Origin of the sequence: Sulfuricurvum sp. MLSB (assembly GCF_000747095.1) — a bacterium.
GTDB lineage: Bacteria > Campylobacterota > Campylobacteria > Campylobacterales > Sulfurimonadaceae > Sulfuricurvum.
The window spans coordinates 1-2419 of record NZ_JQGL01000001.1 but is presented as its reverse complement, the minus strand read 5'-3'; the positions used below and the strand labels follow the sequence as shown (position 1 = coordinate 2419).

Here is a 2419-nt window from a genome sequence, read left to right as displayed (position 1 = left end):
CCTCAGAGCTTGTACCTAATTCAATGTAGTCGTTAGGTGAAGGAGTTGCGGTGAACAGAAACCTGTAATTTACTTTTTTCAGAAACGTATTGATCTGGTTCTTAATAGCACCGTCGAAGTTCTTTAATATTGAACTCTCGTCGAGAATGACACAATCAAAGTCAGACGAATTGAGATAATGCAAACGTTCATAATTTATTAGCACAATCTTCTTTTTAAACTTGCCGTCCCTGGTATGCTCCACATCTTCAATGCCAAACTTATTAGCCTCTAAAAGATGTTGGTTTGCAACAGCAAGCGGGGTAATAATCAGGACGGGCTTATTAGTTGCCTGAACGTAATTTGATGCAACAACCAACTCAATAATAGTCTTACCCAGTCCTGTGTCAAGAAACACCGCACACCGGCCCTTTCTTATTGCATAGTCGGCAACGTGCTTTTGAAAGTCAAACATAATATCAGGCATAAACTTCGGAGTTATCCCGTAATCTATTGAATTGTGTTTCTTTTTATTTAAAAACTCTTCATAGTTCATAGTCTCAAAATTAACTTATAGGTTTATTATTTGAAATGATATTTATCATGTCCTGCGAAAATCTTTGCCTTTCATAATAACAAAGTTGAATAAGGCATACATCCGGCTTATTGTTCTGTCGTCGTACTTTTCTTCCAATACCGACACCGGAAAGTTACTTGTGCCAAAAGTAAGCAACCCATGAGCGTAACGTTCGGCAAATATATGGCTCATCACATCAAGTTTATTGCCGTAATGCTTCACCTGCTCAATCTCTGTTCCGATGTCATCAAAACAGGCGACGTATCTGCGACAATATAAATCAATGCCATCAAACCCGTCTTCTATAAACCTGCTCACAATGTCATTAACGTGGTAAATATCGAAGTTCATCCGGTAGGGCTTACCGTCTTTTAAATAGAACGTGTCGTCAATCATTCTATATGCCTGAATGATTTTCATGGCAAGAGTTTTGCCTGTACCTGAAGGCCCAATTAACAAAAGCCCCTTTTCGAGTGTGCCATTAAATCCAGGATCACCATGAATATATTTTATAAGTTCAATATAAACATCCTCCTGTTCAGATGTTAATTCAAATTTTGGCTCAAATGACAATCCAATCTGATTGAGATATTTCATAGCCACGTCTATTTTGTAAGGCATATATTGAAGCCTCTTAATCCCAGTAGCTGTTTGTCCGCTTAGGATCGATTTTATTACTTCCTGAATTTCCTGCATTGTTTTTTTCTTTATAAAGTCCGGTGTAATTTTTTGACATTGAATAATCCAACATCTCACGACCTATTTTTTTATCGCCGCCAGATGTTTTTATGAAAACATTTATCAAGGTTTTTAATCCTGTCTCTTTGTATGACTGTCCTTTCTCTGATTTGTATTTAAGCCACTCCAAAATCAATTTTTCAAATCCATCAGGTAATTCAATGTTATTTTTACTTACAACCTTACTTAATAATTCATTATAACCTTTACTATCACTATCACCTTCCATATGTTTAACATATGTTTTCATATGTTTTTTACTCTTTCCCATTCTATTTTTACTCCTACTTTCACTATAAGCAATTCGTTCTCTGATACTTTCGGCAACCCAATTAATTTCATACCCCCCATCAATTTTATCCACTATCATTAAAAGTTCAGCCTTTTCATCTTCAGTCAGGCGCTTTGTGAAGAAGTTTAGTTGTTGCTGTGTTATACATATGTTTCTCATATGTTCACACATGATGCGATCATAGGCAACCTGTGCTCTTTCACTGAGACATTGTGTATCTCTAAGGTAGTCACCCGGCTTAAATAAGAAGGCAAAATCTTTATTCATTGTGATATTTTTCAAAATAAAAAATTACTGGGTTATTAGTTTCTTTGATAAGATTAAACCGCCTCAATAGCCTATATCCTGAAACATCCCTATTTATTCGCTTTATTTTTAATGCAATTTCTGCCCTCCATTTTTCTATAGTCAATGTACTTTTAGAGGAATTACATGAAATACAACTGGGATTAAAATTCATTATAACATCCTTCCCTCTTATGCGTCCGTATCTTTCTATTTCACGATCAGATGATCCTCTGAATTTTGCATCTATATGATCAATGTGAAATAAATCTCTACTTAATTCACACCCGCAATATGCACACCGTCCTCCATACTTATTATACACCATATCTCTAATAGATGGCTTATCCCTTAACTTCATAACTATAATATGAAGCCAGCACCAGTAAAACAAAAATCCGATAAGGGAGGAGCTACCGCAACCTTTTTCGGATCTTGTCTACCAGTGCTGGCAGTATGTAATACTAATGTTTTCGTTCTCATGTAGCTCCTATTATTGAATACAAATTTACAACTTATTTTTTCTTCCGCAACTTTTTCACGGGTTT

General features: G+C 35.6%; 4 protein-coding genes. All 4 read right to left on the bottom strand.

All coding sequences use genetic code 11. From position 1 onward, the window contains the following. A partial coding sequence (locus JU82_RS00020) for a DEAD/DEAH box helicase (protein WP_037945396.1) occupies nucleotides 1–535 on the bottom strand: 535 nt, incomplete at its 3' end. A gap of 45 nt (nucleotides 536–580) precedes the next feature. Next, the gene (locus JU82_RS00015) at nucleotides 581–1252 is read right to left on the bottom strand and encodes a hypothetical protein (RefSeq protein ID WP_294891820.1); all 672 of its coding nucleotides are present in this window, start codon (nucleotides 1250–1252) and stop codon (nucleotides 581–583) included. Further along, a complete protein-coding gene (locus JU82_RS00010; protein WP_294891819.1) occupies nucleotides 1191–1853 on the bottom strand; it encodes a hypothetical protein in 663 nt (220 codons plus the stop codon). The genes JU82_RS00015 and JU82_RS00010 overlap by 62 nt, the downstream gene beginning before the upstream one ends. A 381-nt stretch (nucleotides 1854–2234) precedes the next feature. Continuing rightward, nucleotides 2235–2419, bottom strand: a 185-nt coding sequence (locus JU82_RS00005) for a hypothetical protein (RefSeq protein WP_037945392.1), incomplete at its 5' end; no start/stop codon positions are given.